Below are 17,303 nucleotides of genomic sequence, written 5' to 3'. Positions count from 1 at the left end.
ATCGCTCGCCTTGACACCCCGTCGTTCGAGGGGTTGCCTTGTATGTAGGCGCAAGTTTCGCGACGTTCCATCGGCCCGCGGCAGTGCGTCCAAGGGCAGGAAACCCGGCGGGCGGAGATTTCCATGGCGACGTATGAGTATTCCTGCAGCCGCTGCGGATCGTTCGATGTGAAGTTGCCGATCGGCACCGCGCCGACGCGGCAGAGCTGCCCACGGTGCTCGGGCACCGCGCGGCGCGTGTACTCCTCTCCGGCGTTCGCCTCGACACCGCGGGCGATCGGGGCCCTGCGCGAGCGGGAGGAGAAGTCCCGGGAGAAGCCCGAGGTGGTGACCCGGGTTCCCGCCGGACCCAGCACGCCGGGCGCGACGCATCCGGCGCTCGCCCGGCTGCCCAGGACCTGACAGCCGCGTACCCACACCTGGTCCGGAGAGCGCGTTCGGGGCGGTCCCCGCGACGGCAGCGGATCATTCTGGAGGTGTGTCCTCTTGGCCAACGTCGGACTTCTCTTCGTGGGCGCCGTCCTGTTCATGAACGGGCTGATGCTGCTGGGCAAGGTGGACAGCCGGGCGGCAGCGATATTCAACCTGTTCGTCGGCGGGCTCCAGGTCGTCACACCCACCTACCTCATCATCGCCGCGAACGGGGATCCCACGCGCATCATGCTGGCGTCGGGAATATTCCTGTTCGGCTTCACGTACCTGTACGTGGGAATCGGCCTTCTCATGGGACTCGACACGAACGGTGTGGGTTATTACTCGCTGTTCGTGGCCATCGTGGCCCTGGGGTTCTCCTATGCCAGTTTCCGGCTGGTGAAGGACCAGCCCTTCGGTGTGATCTGGCTCTACTGGGCGTTCCTCTGGTTCCTTTTCTTCCTGCTGCTGGGACTGAAAATCGAGTCGCTGACGCCCTATGTGGGCTGGGTCACCGCGATCGAGGGCTGGGTGACCGGTGTCATTCCGGCGTTCCTGCTGCTGACCGGTTACTGGGTTCCGGGGAACTTCTCCGAGACGGCGATCGCGCTGGGTGCCTTCGCCGTGCTGACCTTCACCGCGCTGTGGTTCGTACTCCGCCACCGGGGGCCGCGCCGGCCCACGCAGGAGTACGGCGCCCCGGGGTACCCGGCCGGCAGCCACGGCTGACCCTGCGCGGAGAGGCACGGGAGGTGGTCGAGGAGACGCGAGCAACAGCGTGAGGGCGCCCGGGCAGGGCCCCGGGTGCCATGCCGTCTGGATCACCGGCAGCAGCACACGAGGAGTTGACATGCCTGACGTAGTCTTCAGCGTCGACCAGTCCCGGCCGATGGGCGAGCAGGATGTGCCCGGGCACAACAGGTGGCACCCGGACGTCCCCACTGTCGCCATGGTCCGTCCGGGGGACGAGTTCCGCGTCGAGTGCCGTGAGTGGACCGACGCGCAGATCGGCAACAACGACTCCGCCAACGACGTGCGCGACGTCGACCTCAAGCGGGCGCACATGCTCAGCGGGCCGATCGGTGTCGAAGGCGCGGAGCCGGGCGATCTGCTGATCGTGGACATCATGGACCTCGGGCCGGTGCCGCAGCAGACCGGGGACGCTCCCGGGCAGGGCTGGGGATACACCGGCGTCTTCGCCAAGGCCAACGGCGGAGGATTCCTGACGGACTACTTCCCGGACGCCTACAAGGCGATCTGGGACTTCCACGGCCAGGAGGCGACGTCCAGGCACCTTCCCGGTGTGCGCTTCACCGGTATCACGCACCCCGGCCTGTTCGGCACCGCGCCGTCCGCGGAACTGCTGGAGCGCTGGAACAGGCGTGAGCAGGCCCTGGTCGACACCGACCCGAACCGCGTCCCGCCGCTGGGCCTGACTCCCGACCCCGACCAGGCCCTGTGCGGCCGGGCGTCCGGATCGGAAGCCGAGCACATCGCCCGGGAGGGCGCGCGCACGGTGCCCGCACGGGAGAACGGTGGCAACCACGACATCAAGAACTTCACCCGTGGAGCCCGGGTCTTCTACCCCGTCCACGTCAAGGACGCCAAGCTCTCCGGCGGTGACCTGCACTTCAGCCAGGGCGACGGAGAGATCACGTTCTGCGGCGCCATCGAGATGGGCGGGTTCATCGACTTCCACGTCGATCTGATCAAGGGCGGCATGGAGAAGTACGGCATCAAGACGAACCCCGTCTTCATGCCGGGCAACGTCGAGCCGCGGTACTCGGAGTTCATGTCCTTCATCGGGATCTCCGTGGACCACGACACCGACACCAACTACTACCTGGATGCGACGGTCGCCTACCGCCGTGCCTGCCTCAACGCCGTCGAGTACCTGAAGAGGTTCGGGTACACCGGGGAGCAGGCGTACCTGCTGCTCGGTTCGGCGCCGATCGAGGGACGCGTCAGCGGGATCGTCGACATCCCCAACGCCTGCTGCTCCCTTTACCTGCCCACCGGGATCTTCGACTTCGACGTCCGTCCCACCGCGGAGGGACCGAAGGCCGCGGACCGCGGGCAGTGCGCCGTGGCCGGCTGAGCAGAGCCCGGCGGCCGGCAGGGCCCGAGCACGCGTACGCGAGGGCGCCCCCTGCCTGTGCGGCAGGGGGCGCCCTCGTTGTCGTAGAGCCTCGTAGAGCCTTGGGAGCCGCTGTTACTTCACCGGCTCCGGCTCCGGCTCGGTCTCGCTCTCCGCCTGGCCCGCCGGGTCGACCGGTGTCCTGACGGAGTCGAGGAGCAGCTGGGCCACGTCCACGACCTGGATGGACTCCTTGGCCTGGCCCTCGTTCTTCTTGCCGTTGACCGAGTCGGTGAGCATGACCAGGCAGAACGGGCAGGCGGTGGAGACGATGTCCGGGTTCAGGGACAGGGCCTCGTCGACGCGCTCGTTGTTGATGCGCTTGCCGATCCGCTCCTCCATCCACATCCGGGCGCCGCCGGCGCCGCAGCAGAAGCCGCGCTCCTTGTGTCGGTGCATCTCCTCGTTGCGCAGGCCCGGGACCTTGCCGATGATCTCGCGCGGAGGCGTGTAGATCTTGTTGTGGCGGCCCAGGTAGCAGGGGTCGTGGTAGGTGATGAGGCCCTCGACCGGGGTGACGGGGACCAGCTTGCCCTCGTCGACCAGGTGCTGCAGCAGCTGGGTGTGGTGGATGACCTCGTAGTCGCCGCCGAGCTGCGGGTACTCGTTGCCGAGCGTGTTGAGGCAGTGCGGGCAGGTGGCGACGATCTTCTTCGCCGACCTCGGCTTCCTCGACTCCGCGGTGACCTTGCCGTCGTCGTCCAGCTCCTCGCCGAACGCCGTGTTCAGGGCCATCACGTTCTCCATGCCGAGCTCCTGGAACAGGGGCTCGTTGCCCAGGCGGCGGGCGGAGTCACCGGTGCACTTCTCGTCGCCGCCCATGATCGCGAACTTCACGCCCGCGATGTGCAGCAGCTCGGCGAAGGCCTTGGTGGTCTTCTTCGCGCGGTCCTCCAGGGCGCCGGCACAGCCGACCCAGTACAGGTACTCGACCTCGGAGAGGTCCTCGATGTCCTTGCCGACGACCGGGACCTCGAAGTCGACCTCCTTGGTCCACTCCAGCCGCTGCTTCTTGGCCAGACCCCAGGGGTTGCCCTTCTTCTCCAGGTTCTTGAGCATCGTGCCCGCCTCGGAGGGGAACGCGGACTCGATCATCACCTGGTAGCGGCGCATGTCGACGATGTGGTCGACGTGCTCGATGTCCACCGGGCACTGCTCCACGCACGCGCCGCAGGTGGTGCAGGACCACAGCACGTCCGGGTCGATGACGCCGTTCTCCTCGGCGGTGCCGATCAGCGGACGCTCGGCCTCGGCCAGCGCGGCGGCCGGGACGTCCTTCAGCTGCTCCTCGGAGGCCTTCTCCTCGCCCTCCATGGTCTTGCCGCCGCCCGCGAGCAGGTACGGCGCCTTGGCGTGCGCGTGGTCCCGCAGGGACATGATCAGCAGCTTCGGGGAGAGCGGCTTGCCCGTGTTCCAGGCCGGGCACTGCGACTGGCAGCGGCCGCACTCGGTGCAGGTGGAGAAGTCCAGCAGGCCCTTCCAGGAGAAGTGCTCGACCTGGGAGACGCCGAAGACGTCGTCCTCGCCCGGGTCGCTGAAGTCGATCGGCTTGCCGCCGGAGGTCATCGGCAGCAGGGCGCCGAGGGAGGTCTCACCGGTGGCGTAGCGCTTGAAGAAGATGTTCGGGAACGCCAGGAAGCGGTGCCAGGCCACACCCATGTCGGTCATCAGCGAGACCGTGATCATCCAGATGAAGGACGTCGCGATCTTGATCATCGCCGTCAGGTAGACCAGGTTCTGCAGGGTGGAGACGCTCAGCCCGTGGAAGGCGGCGACCAGCGGGTACGAGGCGAAGTACCCGGCCTCGTAGTGGTCGACGCCGGCCATCGCGCCCTCCAGGCCGCGCAGCGTCATGATCGCCAGGCCGATGATCAGGATCACGGCCTCGACGAAGTAGGCCTGGCCGAAGTTGGAGCCCGCGAACCGGGACTTGCGGCCGGGCCGGCGCGGGTGGCTGAGCTGCCGGATGACGATCAGGGTGAGGATGCCGAGCGTCGTCATGGTGCCGATGACCTCGACGAACAGCTCGTACGGCAGCCAGTGACCGATGATGGGCAGCGCCCAGTCGGCCTGGAAGAGCTGGCCGAAGGCGTTCACCAGGGTCAGCACGAGCGAGAAGAAGCCGACGGCGACGAACCAGTGGGCGACGCCGACCACGCCCCAGCGGTTCATCCGGGTGTGGCCGAGGAACTCCCTGATCACCGTGGCGGCGCGGGCGGTCCAGTCATTGGTTCGGGTGCCCGCCGGCACGTCCTGACCGAGCCGTACGAACCGGTAGATCTGGGCGATGGCTCGGCCGAACAGCGCCACACCGACCACGGCGAGCACCAGCGACACGATGATCGCGGCGAGTTGCATTGGGGCTCCTGAGGCGGCCTCGAGTCAACTGAGCGAATTGACTGATCGTTATTACTAAGCGGTAACTTATCTAGTCCTCTGAGATTACCCCCATCTTCCGCCGGGATGCAGCCGAGCGCGGGGTGATCTGGATCGCTGAGCGTGCCTCCCTCATCATGTCGCAGGCAATCCGATCGTGTTATTCGTACCGAATTGCTACTTTCGCCCCTACCTTAGAGCCGTGCTCTACGGGATCGCCGCGGCCACGGCCGCCCTCCTTCTCACCGCCGTGCTGGCGGCACTGCTCCGGGTGCCCGCACTGCGGGCGGGAGTCGTCGACCGGCGCCGGCAGCGTCCCCTTCCGCTTCTCGGCGGCGTCGCCGTCGTCGGCGTCACCTGCCTGGTCGCCTGGATGGGGGAGTACACCGGGATCGCCCCGCTCGGCGAGGGCGTCGGGCGCCTGCTGGTGGCCGCCGCCGCGGTCGCCGCGCTGGGTCTGGTCGCCGACGTGTGGCGGCTGCGCGCGCGCGTGCTCGTCGCCGGGACGGCGGTCGCGGCGGCCTGTGTGGTGCCGTACGACGAGACCGGGGCGGTGGGCGGCGTCCTGGCCGTCGGCTGGATCGTCCTCGCCTCCCTGGCCTTCAAGGGGCTCGACCACGCCGACGGGCTGGCCGGCACGGTCGGGGTGATCACGGCCTTCGGGGCGGGCCTGGTCGCCGCCGCCGAGGTGATGGACGGGCTCGCCGTCCTGCTGAGCGTGTTCGCCGCCGCCCTCACCGGCTTCCTGATGCACAACTGGCACCCCGCGCGGATCGGGCTCGGCGCCTGCGGCTCGCTGTTCACCGGATTCCTGCTGTCCTCTGCCGTCGTCTTCACGCGCGCGGGGTACGCACTCGGGCCGAGCGTGGCCGTGGTGTTCTGCCTCGGCGCGGTCGCGGCGGCCGACGCCGTCCTGGTGGTGCTCGCCCGGCTGCTGGGCCGGCGCCCGCTGCTGCGGCGGGGCCCGGACCATCTCGCGCACCGGATGCGGCGGTTCGGGCTCACCCCGCCGGGTGCGGTGGTGCTGCTGGGGGCGGGCTCCTTCTCCACGGTGCTCGTCGGGGTGCTCGTGCACACCGGCTGGACCGGGGAGGGGGCCGCGCTGTGGGCGGGCGGAGGGGCGCTGTTCGCCGTGCTCGTACTCCTTCGCACCCCTGTTCCCCACCCCCGTCGGACGGCATCTACGCAGGTCAGCGCGCGGTTGCGTGTAAGGAGCGGATAAGAGTTGAGTCCAGTTGACTCAGGTCTGTTGACCCGGGCGGATCGCTCGTGCACACTTGAGCCTGTTCCACTCAAGTCAGCTGGAGGAATCAACCATGGCACGTGCGGTCGGCATCGACCTGGGCACGACTAACTCCGTCGTCAGCGTTCTGGAGGGCGGCGAGCCCACCGTCATCACCAACGCCGAGGGCGCCAGGACCACGCCGTCCGTCGTCGCCTTCGCCAAGAACGGCGAGGTGCTGGTCGGCGAGGTGGCCAAGCGTCAGGCCGTCACCAACGTCGACAGGACCATCCGGTCGGTCAAGCGCCACATGGGCACCGACTGGAAGATCAACCTCGACGGCAAGGACTTCAACCCGCAGCAGATCAGCGCCTTCGTGCTGCAGAAGCTGAAGCGGGACGCGGAGGCCTACCTGGGCGAGAAGGTGACCGACGCGGTCATCACGGTCCCCGCGTACTTCAATGACGCCGAGCGCCAGGCCACCAAGGAGGCCGGCGAGATCGCCGGCCTGAACGTGCTGCGCATCGTCAACGAGCCGACCGCGGCCGCCCTGGCCTACGGCCTGGACAAGGACGACCAGACCATCCTGGTCTTCGACCTCGGCGGCGGCACCTTCGACGTCTCGCTGCTGGAGATCGGCGACGGCGTCGTCGAGGTGAAGGCCACCAACGGCGACAACCACCTCGGTGGTGACGACTGGGACCAGCGCGTCGTCGACTACCTGGTCAAGCAGTTCCAGTCCGGCCACGGCGTGGACCTGTCCAAGGACAAGATGGCCCTTCAGCGCCTGCGCGAGGCGGCGGAGAAGGCCAAGATCGAGCTGTCCTCCTCCACCGAGACCTCGATCAACCTGCCGTACATCACGGCGTCCGCCGAGGGCCCGCTGCACCTGGACGAGAAGCTCACCCGCGCCCAGTTCCAGCAGCTGACCGCGGACCTGCTGGAGCGCTGCAAGACGCCGTTCCACAACGTCATCAAGGACGCCGGCATCTCCATCAACGAGATCGACCACGTCGTCCTCGTCGGCGGCTCCACCCGCATGCCCGCCGTCGCCGAGCTCGTCAAGGAGCTGACCGGCGGCAAGGAGGCCAACAAGGGCGTGAACCCGGACGAGGTCGTCGCCATCGGCGCCTCGCTCCAGGCCGGTGTCCTCAAGGGCGAGGTCAAGGACGTCCTGCTGCTCGACGTCACCCCGCTGTCCCTCGGCATCGAGACCAAGGGCGGCATCATGACCAAGCTGATCGAGCGCAACACCACGATCCCGACCAAGCGCTCGGAGATCTTCACCACGGCCGAGGACAACCAGCCGTCGGTGCAGATCCAGGTCTACCAGGGCGAGCGCGAGATCGCGGCGTACAACAAGAAGCTCGGCATGTTCGAGCTGACCGGTCTGCCGCCGGCCCCGCGCGGCGTCCCGCAGATCGAGGTCTCCTTCGACATCGACGCCAACGGCATCATGCACGTGACCGCCAAGGACCTGGGCACGGGCAAGGAGCAGAAGATGACCGTCACCGGCGGCTCCTCGCTGCCGAAGGACGAGGTCGACCGCATGCGCGAGGAGGCCGAGCGCTACGCGGAGGAGGACCACAAGCGCCGCGAGGCCGCCGAGACCCGCAACCAGGGCGAGCAGCTGGTCTACCAGACCGAGAAGTTCCTCAAGGACAACGAGGACAAGGTCCCCGGCGAGATCAAGACCGAGGTGGAGTCCGCCGTCGCCGAGCTCAAGGAGAAGCTCAAGGGCGAGGACACCGCCGAGATCCGCACCGCCACCGAGAAGGTCGCGGCCGTCTCGCAGAAGCTGGGCCAGGCCATGTACGCCGACGCCCAGGCCGCGCAGGCCGCGGGCGGCGCGTCCGCCGGTGCCGGTGAGGCCAAGGCCGACGACGACGTCGTCGACGCCGAGATCGTGGACGACGAGCGCAAGGACGGTGCCGCGTGACGGAGGAGACCCCGGGCTTTGACGAGAAGCCCGACGTCCCCTCAGGCGCCACACCCGACGACGCCGAGCCGAAGGCCGCCTCCCCCAAGGAGGGGGCGGCCCCGGCCGGGGACGCGAACGAGACAGCGGGCCTGGTGGCCCAGCTGGACCAGGTGCGCACCGCGCTCGGCGAGCGCACCGCGGACCTCCAGCGCCTCCAGGCCGAATACCAGAACTACCGCCGCCGCGTCGAGCGGGACCGGGTCGCGGTCCGGGAGATCGCCATCGCGAACCTCCTGACCGAACTCCTGCCCGTGCTCGACGACATCGGCCGCGCGCGGGAACACGGCGAACTGGTCGGCGGCTTCAAGTCGGTGGCCGAGTCGCTGGAGACCGTCGCGGCGAAGATGGGCCTGCAGCAGTTCGGCAAGGAGGGCGAGCCCTTCGACCCGACCATCCACGAGGCCCTGATGCACTCCTACGCGCCGGACGTCACGGAGACCACCTGCGTGGCGATCCTGCAGCCCGGGTATCGCATCGGCGAGCGCACCATCCGCCCCGCGCGGGTGGCCGTCGCCGAACCGCAGCCCGGCGCGCAGACCGTGAAGGCGGACAAGGCGGAGGGCGCCGAGGACAGCGCCCCGGCGGCCGACGACAAGGAGAACGGTGGCCCGGACGAGGGCTGACGTGAGGACCGAGGGGAAGGAGGGACGTCGAGGATGAGCACCAAGGACTTCATCGAGAAGGACTACTACAAGGTCCTCGGCGTCCCCAAGGACGCCACCGAGGCCGAGATCAAGAAGGCGTACCGGAAGCTCGCCCGAGAGTTCCACCCGGACGCCAACAAGGGCAACGCCAAGGCCGAGGAGCGCTTCAAGGAGATCTCCGAGGCGAACGACGTCCTCGGCGACCCCAAGAAGCGCAAGGAGTACGACGAGGCACGCGCCCTGTTCGGCAACGGCGGCTTCCGCCCCGGGCCGGGCGCCGGCGGCTCCTTCAACTTCGACCTGGGCGACCTCTTCGGCGGCGGAGGGGCCCAGAGCGGGGGCTTCGGCGGCGGACTCGGCGACGTCTTCGGGGGCCTGTTCAACCGCGGCGGCACCGGCGCGCCCCGGACCCAGCCGCGCCGCGGCCAGGACATCGACACCGAGGTCACCCTCAGCTTCACCGAGGCGATCGAGGGTGCGACGGTGCCGCTGCGGATGACCTCCCAGCAGCCCTGCAAGGCCTGTTCCGGCACCGGCGACAAGAACGGCACCCCCCGGGTGTGCCCGACCTGCGTCGGCACCGGCCAGGTGGCGCGGGGCTCCGGTGGCGGCTTCTCGCTCACCGACCCCTGCCCCGACTGCAAGGGCCGCGGCCTGATCGCCGAGCACCCCTGCTTGGAGTGCAAGGGCAGCGGCCGCGCCAAGTCGTCGCGCACCATGCAGGTCCGCATCCCGGCCGGGGTGACGGACGGGCAGCGCATCCGGCTGCGCGGCAAGGGCGCGCCCGGCGAGCGGGGCGGGCCGGCGGGCGACCTGTACGTCACGGTGCACGTCGGCGAGCACCCGGTGTTCGGGCGCAAGGGCGACAACCTCACCGTCACCGTGCCGGTGACGTTCGCCGAGGCGGCCCTCGGCGGCGAGGTCAGGGTCCCGACGCTCGGCGGCCCGGCCGTCACCCTCAAGCTCCCGCCCGGCACCCCGAACGGCCGTACGATGCGGGCGCGGGGCAAGGGCGCGGTCCGCAAGGACGGCACCCGCGGGGACCTGTTGGTCACCGTCGAGGTGCGTGTCCCCAAGGACCTGTCGGGGAAGGCTCGTGACGCGCTGGAGGCGTATCGCGAGGCGACCGCGGGCGAGGACCCGCGGGCGGAGCTGTTCGAGGCCGCGAAGGGAGCTTGAGAGTGATGGACGGCCGTCGACGTAACCCGTATGAACTGACCGAGGAGACCCCGGTCTACGTCATCTCGGTGGCGGCCCAGCTCTCCGGACTCCACCCGCAGACGCTGCGCCAGTACGACCGCCTGGGCCTGGTCTCCCCGGACCGCACCGCGGGCCGGGGCCGGCGCTACTCGGCCCGCGACATCGAACTGCTCCGCCAGGTGCAGCAGTTGTCGCAGGACGAGGGCATCAACCTGGCCGGCATCAAGCGCATCATCGAACTGGAGAACCAGGTCGCCGCCCTGCAGTCCCGCGTCGCGGAGCTCGAGGCGGCCCTGGACGGCGCGGCGGCCGCGATGCAGCAGCGCGAGGCCGCCGTGCACGCGTCCTACCGCCGCGACCTGGTCCCGTACCAGGAGGTCCAGCAGACCAGCGCGTTGGTGGTGTGGCGGCCCAAGAGGCAGCAGCAGCAGGACTGATATCCAGCCGAGCGGAACACGGCAGGGGCCGGGAGGACACGCGTCCTCCCGGCCCCTGCCGCTGTGCGGTCTTTGCCGTCTCATGGACACCTCCATGAACTTCCTTTGGATGGAGGGTCCGTAAAGAGCGTTTGCAGGTGGTTACGCGCCTTCTTCACATGGACAGCGGAGCGTGGTGTTGCGGACTCGTTAAGTTGTGGCGCTTGACGCCGGGTGTGGCCTACGCGTTGTCTTTTCAGACACCTGGGTCGTATAGCAGCGCCCACGTCCGAACGCACCTGAAGTGAGCCCTCGAATGCGTCGTATCGCCATATCCGTGGCCGCGTCCACGATGACCCTCTCGCTCGCCGGCTGCGGTGTGCTGAACGCGACGGGAGACGGCGCGAGCGCAAGCCCCACCAAGGGCAACGACATCACCGTGGGCCTGCTGCTGCCGGAGAAGGCCAACACCCGCTACGACAAGTTCGACTACCCCATCATCAAGAACAAGGTCGCCGAGCTGACCGGCAAGCAGGGCAAGGTCGAGTACCTCAACGCCAACGCGGACGCCGCCCGGCAGAGCGGCCAGATGCAGAAGATGATCGACGACAAGGTCGACGTCATCCTGGTCGACGCGGTCGACTCGCACGCCATCGCCGGCGAGGTGAAGAAGGCCAAGGACGCGGGCATTCCGGTCATCGCCTACGACCGTCTCGCCGAGGGCCCGATCGACGCCTACATCTCCTTCGACAACGAGCTCGTCGGCGAGGTGCAGGCCCGCTCCCTGCTGGGGGCGCTCGGCTCGAAGGCCGGCCTCTCCGACAAGATCGTCATGATGAACGGCTCGCCCACCGACCCGAACGCCAAGCAGTTCAAGCAGGGCGCGCTCTCCGAGCTGACCGGCCACGTGACGATCGCCAAGAGCTACGACACCACGGACTGGAAGCCGGAGAACGCCCAGGCCAACATGGCCCAGGCGATCGCCGCGATCGGCAAGGACAACATCGCGGGCGTCCTCGCCGCCAACGACGGCATGGCGGGCGCTGTCATCAAGGCCCTGAAGGCCTACGGCGTCACCACCCTGCCCCCGATCACCGGCCAGGACGCGGAACTCGACGCGGTGCAGCGGGTGCTGATCGGCGAGCAGTTCATGAGCGTCTACAAGTCCTACCCGGAGGAGGCGGAGGCCGCCGCGGAGATGGCCGTCACCAAGGTCCAGGGCAAGGACATCCAGTTCGATGCCCTGACCCAGGACAAGGCCAGCAGCCCCACCACCAAGGACATCCCGTCCAGGCTGGTCCAGCCGGTCGCCCTGACCAAGAAGAACATCAAGGACACCGTCATCGCCGACGGCATCTACACCGTGGGCGACATCTGCACCCCCAAGTACAAGGCGGCGTGCGAGGCGGCCGGACTGAAGTAGCCCACGCATCCCCGCCGTCGGGCGGAGCGCCTGGACGATACCGCCCCGTAACGGTGGTTCACGGCGGCCACGTCGGGGTGAGCCGTGTTGCGGACCCGGTCGGCGCCGCGCATAGTTGCGCTGCGGAAGTGGCAGCACACCGGGGGTGGAATGGGCGATGGCCGGGCGGAGGGCGGAGGGGCATCCTCACGGTGCCGACCGGCTGTGCGAGGCCGGGGATCGTGTGTACTCCCGGGCCGTACGCCGGGGACGCGTGCCGCGCACGGACGCCGAGGTGGTGCCCTGCCTGCTAGAGCTGGGCCTGCTGCACCCGGACCCCGACGACATGGACTGGCTGGTGCCGACCGCCCCGCAGGAGGTCATGACCAGGCTGCTGCGCGGGGTCTACGACGAGGTCAGCGCGAGCCAGCGCAAGGTGGGCGCGGCGGTGGCCGCCTTCGAGTGGTACGCCGGCCTCGGACAGCAGCCGCACGCCCTCCCGGCACCGGCGGGCGGCAACGCCGTACGGGTCCTGGAGGGGCTCTCCCGGATCCAGGCCGCGATGGACGAGGCGACCGAGGCGTGCACCACCGAGGTGCTCACCGTGCAGCCCGGCGGCATCCGGCGGGAGGCCGAGCTGAGCGAGGGGCTGCACCGGGCGCTGGCCCTGCGCGGCCGGGGCGTGCGCATGCGCGACCTGTACACACATGTCGCCCGGCACGGCCAGGGCCTGCTCAACTACCTGGAGCTGATGGGGGACGCGGTCGAGGCCCGTACCCTGGACGAGGTCATCGACCGGCTCATCCTCTTCGACCGCACGGTGGCCTTCATCCCGGCCAACGCCGACCGCACGATGGCCCTGGAGCTGCGCCACCCGGCCCTGGTGCAGTACCTGGTGACCGTCTTCGAACGCCTGTGGCGCCTCGCCATCCCGCTCACCGCGCCGCTGCCCGACACCGGCATCGAGGGCATCTCGCACCGCGAGCAGTCCATCGCCGCGCTGCTCGCCGAGGGCCACCAGGACGCGGTGATCGCCGAGCGGCTCGGGATCAGCGTGCGCACCTGCCGCGCGCACATCGCCCGGCTGTCGGAGACGCTCGGCGCGGCGAGCCGTACCCAGCTGGGCGTCCGCATCGCCCAGGTGGGCCTGGACGGCCGGCAGCGCGGCCCGGCCGCCGCTCTCACCGCTCCCGACCAAGAATCCCCGAGCGTGCGATGAGGTAGCCGAGCTGGGCGCGGCTGTCGCTGCCGAGGGTGGCGGCGAGCTTGGCGATGTGGACGCGGGCGGTGCGGATGTTCATGCCGAGGCGTTCGGCGATCACCGCGTCGGTGTGGCCCTCCACCAGGAGCGCGGCGATGGCCCGCTGGCGCGGGGTGACACCGCCCAGCGACGGCCGCTGGACGGCCTGCGGGTACATGGGCGTGGCCAGGCGCCACAGCCGGTCGAAGGCGGTGACGAAGAAGGCGAGCAGCGCCGGGTGCCGTACCTCCAGGGCGAGCCGCTGGTCGTCGCCGGCGGGCACGAACGCGACCGTCCGGTCGATGATGATCTGCCGGTCCGGCAGCTCGTCCAGGGTGCGGGCCTCGGCGTGGCCGCGCAGCTGCTCGTAGCGGGCGAAGGTGAGCGGCAGATGGCGCTGGGTGTGCTGGTAGAGGGTGCGGATCCGGCCGCCCCGGCTGAGCAGCGCCTGGTCCCGGTCCATGGCACGGGCCTGGGCGATCCGCCCGCGCTCGTCGTGGTAGTGCGCGTTGGGCTGCACGCAGCGCACCTCGCCGGTCGCCCCCGCCATGGCCTCGCCGATCGCCCCGTTGATGCGCTCGGTGCCGCTGAGCAGGCGCAGGGTGGGCGCGTCTCCGGGCGCACCGGCGGGGCCGTCGGCCCGCAGCAGGCGCTCGAAGAGTTCGGTCAGCCGGTCCGTCCGCCGGCGTTCCTCGGCGATCCGGGCGCGCGAGGCACGCAGGAAGCGGTTGAGTACGGCGGCGGGCGCGAGGGGCTCCAGGCGGCTCAGGTCCTCCAGGGCGGGGTGCAGCAGCCCGAGAGCGGTCAGGCAGGGCGCCTGGGCGGCCGCCTCGGCGCCGATGCTCCCCTCGCGCAGGGCGCGCTCGTACAGCGTCCTGCCGGCCGTGCACAACTCCTCGGCGCCGTGCTCGTGGTGGGTCACCGCGCGGTCTCCTCCTCTTGGTCGAGGAGGCCGGACCGTGCGATGAGGTAGCCGAGCTGGGCGCGGCTGTCGCTGCCGAGGCCGGCGGCGAGCTTGGCGATGTGGACCCGGGCGGTGCGGACGTTCATGCCGAGGCGCTCGGCGATCACCGCGTCGGTGTGGCCCTCGACGAGCAGGGCGGCGATGGCGCGCTGGCGCGGGGTGACGCCGTCCACGGTGGGCTTGCGGACGGCCTGCGGGTACATGGGCGTGGCCAGCTGCCACAGGCGGTCGAAGGTGGTGGTGAAGTAGGCGAGCAGGGCCGGGTGGCGCACCTCCAGGGCGAGGGAGCCGTCGGCGTTCGCCGGTAGGAAGGCGACGGCGGCGTCGATCACGAGCAGCCGGTCGGTGACCTCGTCGAGGCTGCGGACCTGGTGGTCGCCGGTCAACTGCTGGTGGTAGGCGAGGATGTCGGGGGAGTGGCGCAGGGTGTGCTGGTAGAGGGTGCGCATGCGGCCGCCGCGGTCCAGCAGCGCCTGGTCGCGCCGCCGGGCCAGGGCGCGGGTCTCGGCGCCGCGCCCGCCGCCGCGGACGGTGTGCGGCTGGACGGACAGCAGTTCCCGGTGCGCCTCCTGCATGGCCTCGGTGATGGCCTGGTTGATCCGCTCCCCTCCGCTGAGCAGCCGCAGGGTCGGGGTGTCCGCGGCGTTCTCGGTCCGCCGCCCGCCGATCCGCATCAGGGGCTCGAACGTCTCGGCCAGCAGGGCCTCGCGGCGGCGCTCCCCGGCGATCCGGTCCTCCGCCGGCCGCAGCAGCCGGTGCAGCGCGAGCGCGGGCGGCACCGGCTCCAGCCGCTCAGGCTCGGCCGGCGCGGGCCGCAGCAGCCCGAACTGCACCAGGCAGGGCGCCCGTTCGGCGTCGGCGGACTCGACGCGGCCCTCGCGCAGCGCACGTTCGTACAGCTCCATGCCCGCGGGGCACCACTCCTCGGCGCCGTGCTCGGGGTGCGGTATCGGCACGGTCATCGCGTCAGTGGTCCCGGTCCAGCAGGCCCGACTGCGCGATGAGATAGCCGAGCTGGGCGCGGCTGCCGCTGCCGAGGGCCTGCGCCAGCTTGGCTATGTGTGCCCGGCAGGTGCGCACGTTCATGCCCAGGCGGCGGGCGATCGCCTCGTCCACGTGGCCCTCGACGAGGAGCTTGGCGATGGAGTGCTGGATCTCGCTGATGCCGTCGGGTGCCGTCTCGTAGCGGGCGCCGGCGTTCAGCGGGACCGCCCGGTCCCACATGAACTCGAAGACCTTGATCAGGTAGCGGACCAGGCCCGGGTGGCGCAGTTCCAGGGCGACCTGCTGGTCGTCCCGCACGGGGATGAAGGCGACGGTCTCGTCGCAGACGATGAGGCGTTCCACCAGTTCGTCGATGGTGCGGTACTCGGCCTTGCCGTTGGCGAGCTGGGCGACGTAGGCCAGCTTCTCCGGGTTGTACCGCGCGGTGTGCTGGTAGAGGGTGCGGATGCGTACCCCGCGCTCGATGAGCGGCCGGTCGCGTTCCAGGCCGCGCAGCAGGCTCCGTTCGGACAGGCGCTCGCTGGGCTGGACGGTGAGCACCTCGGTCTGGCACTGCGAGGTGGCCTGGTTGAGGGCCGCGTTGATGCGTTCCCCGCCCTCCAGCACCGTGAGGGAGTCGGAGCTCGCCGCGATATGGCTGCTCAGCCCCATGAACGGCTCGAATGCGTCGGCAAGCCGGATGGACAGGCGCCTGCGCTCGGTGATCTCGCGTTCTATCGGGCCGAGCCGCTGGGCGAGGGCCACGGGAGCGGGAAGCGGGCGGAGCCATTCCGGATCGTCGGGATCGGGGTCCAGCAGGGCGAACTCCAGCAGGCAGGGCGCCGGTTCCACCTCGGCCCGCGCGATGCGCCCGGCGCGCAGCGCATCGGCGTAGAGGCGGCTCCCTTCCTCGCACATCTCGGTCACCGCATGGGGATGTGCAGCTTTAGTCCGATTCGTTGCCAAATCTCCACCCCCCAGGGTCCTGAACATGCAGGAACATGATGCATCGATTATGTGGCCACGACGTGCCCGAATGAGCCATCGTCGTAGTCGACGGGGGAAGAGGGGACCTTCAAGTGAGGACGAAGCCGACTATGGGTAAGAGACTGCTTCGCTCGATACTTGTCGCCGCATTCTCCGTCCTGGTGACCGTGGGGGCGCTCGGCGGCCTCGCGAGTGAGAAGGGTGACGCGCGGGCGGACACGACCTGGCCGATGGTGGTCTCGAAGACCGCCTCCGCCAGCGACACGACCTGGCCGACGGTGGTCGCGAGGACCGCCTCGCCCGGTGACACGACGTGGCCGACGGTGGCCGCGAAGACCGCCTCGCCGGGTGACACGACCTGGCCGACGGTGGCCATGAATCCCGCCTCCGCCGACGACACCACGTGGCCGATGCACGCGGACGGTGTGAGGAGCTGACGTGACGACCCCGCCTGACGACCGCTCCTTCCGTCGCGAGATGGCCACCGCCTACCGCTCCGGCTGGCACTTCATCGACCTGGTCACCGCCATCCCCCACAGCGGTGACTCGCTGATGGTGACCGTGTTCGGTGAGCCGGTCGTCGTCACGCGGGACGAGGACGGCGACGTGCGGGCGTTCCGGTGCCTGCGCAAGCCGCGTGGTGCACCCCAACCGGTGCGCTGTGCCATCCGGTACGGAATGATCTTTGTGAATCTGGACCAGCGGGACCACCGGCTCGCCGAGCCGGCGGACAGCGACCTGAGGACCATCTCGGCCACCCCCCGCAGTGCCTGACGCGATTCCCCCGTCGTAAAAGATCGCTCAGGTGCTTCCCCCCGCAGCGGCGTCACCGTGACCTGAACACGGTGACGCCGCTGCAGTTTGTGGGGACATTTCCGGCTATCGGCGCTCCGCCACACTGGCCGAAAACAGCCGGGCGTCAGCCCCGCCCGAGCGCCCGCTCCAGCTGGATCTCGATGACCACGCGGGCCGGGTTGGGCGCCGGGACGCGCGCGTAGCGCTGGGCGTAGCGCCGCTCCGCCTCCGCGATCCGCTCCGGCTCCGTGCGGACGTACGCCCGCCCCTCCAGCGTCGCCCAGCGGCGCCCGTCCACCTGGCACACGGCCACCCGGGCGCCCGAGGGGCCGGCCGCCCGCACATGCGAGACCTTCGCGCTCGACTTGTTCGTGATGATCCGCGCCAGCCCGGCCCCGGGGTCGTACGTCACCCCGACGGGCACCACGTGCGGGCTGCCGTCGGGGCGGAGCGTCGTCAGCGTGCACAGGTGCCGCTCCCGCCAGAAGCGGAGGTAGGCCTCGTCGGGGGCGCCCGGATCCACGGAGTATGTCGCCATGCCCCG

The 17,303-nt window shown here is 70.0% G+C and carries 17 protein-coding genes; 12 read left to right on the top strand and 5 right to left on the bottom strand.

Going from position 1 to position 17,303, the window contains the following annotated elements:
* Nucleotides 1-123: 123 nt before the first annotated feature.
* The 3 genes from ACLU3S_RS07605 to fmdA all read left to right on the top strand — a co-directional run bounded on the left by ACLU3S_RS07605 (nucleotide 124) and on the right by fmdA (nucleotide 2,509).
* Nucleotides 124-402, top strand: coding sequence for an FmdB family zinc ribbon protein (locus tag ACLU3S_RS07605; RefSeq protein ID WP_413950979.1), 279 nt, complete (start codon nucleotides 124-126; stop codon nucleotides 400-402).
* A gap of 84 nt (nucleotides 403-486) precedes the next feature.
* On the top strand, nucleotides 487-1,140 hold the full coding sequence (locus ACLU3S_RS07600) for an AmiS/UreI family transporter (RefSeq protein WP_413950978.1): 654 nt from the start codon (nucleotides 487-489) through the stop codon (nucleotides 1,138-1,140).
* Between the two features lie 121 nt (nucleotides 1,141-1,261).
* Complete coding sequence (fmdA, locus tag ACLU3S_RS07595; RefSeq protein ID WP_413950977.1) at nucleotides 1,262-2,509, top strand: formamidase; 1,248 nt, start codon at nucleotides 1,262-1,264, stop codon at nucleotides 2,507-2,509.
* 114 nt (nucleotides 2,510-2,623) lie between these two features.
* Here fmdA and ACLU3S_RS07590 read toward each other — a convergent pair whose 3' ends face one another.
* A complete protein-coding gene (locus tag ACLU3S_RS07590) occupies nucleotides 2,624-4,906 on the bottom strand; it encodes a (Fe-S)-binding protein (RefSeq protein WP_413950976.1) in 2,283 nt (760 codons plus the stop codon).
* 220 nt (nucleotides 4,907-5,126) lie between these two features.
* On the opposite strand from ACLU3S_RS07590, the gene ACLU3S_RS07585 reads away from it, so the two are divergent.
* From ACLU3S_RS07585 to ACLU3S_RS07555, 7 genes are all read left to right on the top strand, one after another.
* Complete coding sequence (locus ACLU3S_RS07585) at nucleotides 5,127-6,146, top strand: MraY family glycosyltransferase (protein WP_413950975.1); 1,020 nt, start codon at nucleotides 5,127-5,129, stop codon at nucleotides 6,144-6,146.
* A gap of 94 nt (nucleotides 6,147-6,240) precedes the next feature.
* Entirely contained in the window at nucleotides 6,241-8,085 is a 1,845-nt protein-coding gene (dnaK, locus tag ACLU3S_RS07580; RefSeq protein WP_413950974.1) for a molecular chaperone DnaK, read from the top strand.
* Nucleotides 8,082-8,750 (top strand): nucleotide exchange factor GrpE, encoded by a 669-nt coding sequence (gene grpE, locus ACLU3S_RS07575; RefSeq protein ID WP_413950973.1) that lies wholly within the window; start codon nucleotides 8,082-8,084, stop codon nucleotides 8,748-8,750. Before dnaK ends, grpE begins: the two co-directional genes overlap by 4 nt.
* A 33-nt stretch (nucleotides 8,751-8,783) precedes the next feature.
* Entirely contained in the window at nucleotides 8,784-9,950 is a 1,167-nt protein-coding gene (dnaJ, locus tag ACLU3S_RS07570; protein WP_413950972.1) for a molecular chaperone DnaJ, read from the top strand.
* A 5-nt stretch (nucleotides 9,951-9,955) separates the two neighbouring features.
* Complete coding sequence (locus ACLU3S_RS07565; RefSeq protein ID WP_330338735.1) at nucleotides 9,956-10,408, top strand: heat shock protein transcriptional repressor HspR; 453 nt, start codon at nucleotides 9,956-9,958, stop codon at nucleotides 10,406-10,408.
* Nucleotides 10,409-10,703: 295 nt separating this feature from the next.
* Nucleotides 10,704-11,810, top strand: coding sequence for a sugar ABC transporter substrate-binding protein (locus ACLU3S_RS07560; RefSeq protein ID WP_413950971.1), 1,107 nt, complete (start codon nucleotides 10,704-10,706; stop codon nucleotides 11,808-11,810).
* A 157-nt stretch (nucleotides 11,811-11,967) separates the two neighbouring features.
* Complete coding sequence (locus tag ACLU3S_RS07555; protein WP_413950970.1) at nucleotides 11,968-13,008, top strand: LuxR C-terminal-related transcriptional regulator; 1,041 nt, start codon at nucleotides 11,968-11,970, stop codon at nucleotides 13,006-13,008.
* On the opposite strand, the gene ACLU3S_RS07550 is transcribed toward ACLU3S_RS07555, so the two are convergent.
* From ACLU3S_RS07550 to ACLU3S_RS07540, 3 genes are read right to left on the bottom strand one after another with little or no spacing between them, the layout of a single operon-like run.
* Nucleotides 12,971-13,951 carry a LuxR C-terminal-related transcriptional regulator gene (locus ACLU3S_RS07550; protein WP_413950969.1) on the bottom strand — a complete coding sequence of 327 codons (981 nt, stop codon included), beginning with the start codon at nucleotides 13,949-13,951 and terminating at the stop codon, nucleotides 12,971-12,973. The genes ACLU3S_RS07555 and ACLU3S_RS07550 overlap by 38 nt on opposite strands.
* Nucleotides 13,948-14,955, bottom strand: coding sequence for a LuxR C-terminal-related transcriptional regulator (locus tag ACLU3S_RS07545; RefSeq protein ID WP_413950968.1), 1,008 nt, complete (start codon nucleotides 14,953-14,955; stop codon nucleotides 13,948-13,950). The genes ACLU3S_RS07550 and ACLU3S_RS07545 overlap by 4 nt, the downstream gene beginning before the upstream one ends.
* A 4-nt stretch (nucleotides 14,956-14,959) precedes the next feature.
* Nucleotides 14,960-15,970 (bottom strand): helix-turn-helix transcriptional regulator, encoded by a 1,011-nt coding sequence (locus tag ACLU3S_RS07540; RefSeq protein WP_413950967.1) that lies wholly within the window; start codon nucleotides 15,968-15,970, stop codon nucleotides 14,960-14,962.
* Nucleotides 15,971-16,074: 104 nt separating this feature from the next.
* On the opposite strand from ACLU3S_RS07540, the gene ACLU3S_RS07535 reads away from it, so the two are divergent.
* The gene (locus tag ACLU3S_RS07535; RefSeq protein ID WP_413950966.1) at nucleotides 16,075-16,401 is read left to right on the top strand and encodes a hypothetical protein; all 327 of its coding nucleotides are present in this window, start codon (nucleotides 16,075-16,077) and stop codon (nucleotides 16,399-16,401) included.
* A gap of 1 nt (nucleotide 16,402) precedes the next feature.
* Nucleotides 16,403-16,738, top strand: coding sequence for a hypothetical protein (locus ACLU3S_RS07530; protein ID WP_413950965.1), 336 nt, complete (start codon nucleotides 16,403-16,405; stop codon nucleotides 16,736-16,738).
* Between the two features lie 145 nt (nucleotides 16,739-16,883).
* On the opposite strand, the gene ACLU3S_RS07525 is transcribed toward ACLU3S_RS07530, so the two are convergent.
* Nucleotides 16,884-17,297, bottom strand: a complete 414-nt coding sequence (locus ACLU3S_RS07525; RefSeq protein ID WP_413950964.1) for a pyridoxamine 5'-phosphate oxidase family protein — start codon at nucleotides 17,295-17,297, stop codon at nucleotides 16,884-16,886.
* Nucleotides 17,298-17,303 lie beyond the last annotated feature (6 nt).

This window comes from Streptomyces sp. AF1A (genome assembly GCF_047340315.1).
Classification (GTDB): Bacteria; Actinomycetota; Actinomycetes; order Streptomycetales; family Streptomycetaceae; genus Streptomyces.
The sequence above is the reverse complement of the archived record's forward strand: the minus strand, read 5'-3'. Positions and strand labels throughout refer to the sequence as shown.